This is a genomic window from Veillonella sp. 3627, assembly GCF_003992195.1.
GTDB lineage: Bacteria > Bacillota > Negativicutes > Veillonellales > Veillonellaceae > F0422.
The window spans coordinates 1-311 of sequence record NZ_RQVG01000032.1 but is presented as its reverse complement, the minus strand read 5'-3'; the positions used below and the strand labels follow the sequence as shown (position 1 = coordinate 311).

The following is a 311-nucleotide window of genomic DNA, read 5'->3' as shown; positions in this document are numbered from 1 at the left end:
TTGAAGGTTGATCCTAAGACTGACAAAGTAACGAATGCGGGCGCAGGCTTTGTGACAGGTAATACAGTGGCGAATGCGATTCAAGATTCTGGTTGGAATGTAGGCATTGGTTCTACTGATAAAGATTTCAGTAAAGATGCAAAAGTGTACGACAAGGTAAATCCAAATGACGATGTGAAATTCGCAAATGGAGCTAACACGAATGTATCTATGGTGACTGTGGACGCTCTTAATGAGGATGGTACTAAGAAAGCAACTACATTTGTCAAAGTAGATGTGAATAGAGATCTTAAAATTGATTCTGTCACAAC

General features: G+C 39.5%; 1 protein-coding gene. It reads left to right on the top strand.

From position 1 onward, the window contains the following. Positions 1-311, top strand: a 311-nt coding sequence (locus EO114_RS07910) for a hypothetical protein (RefSeq protein ID WP_164723806.1), incomplete at both ends; no start/stop codon positions are given.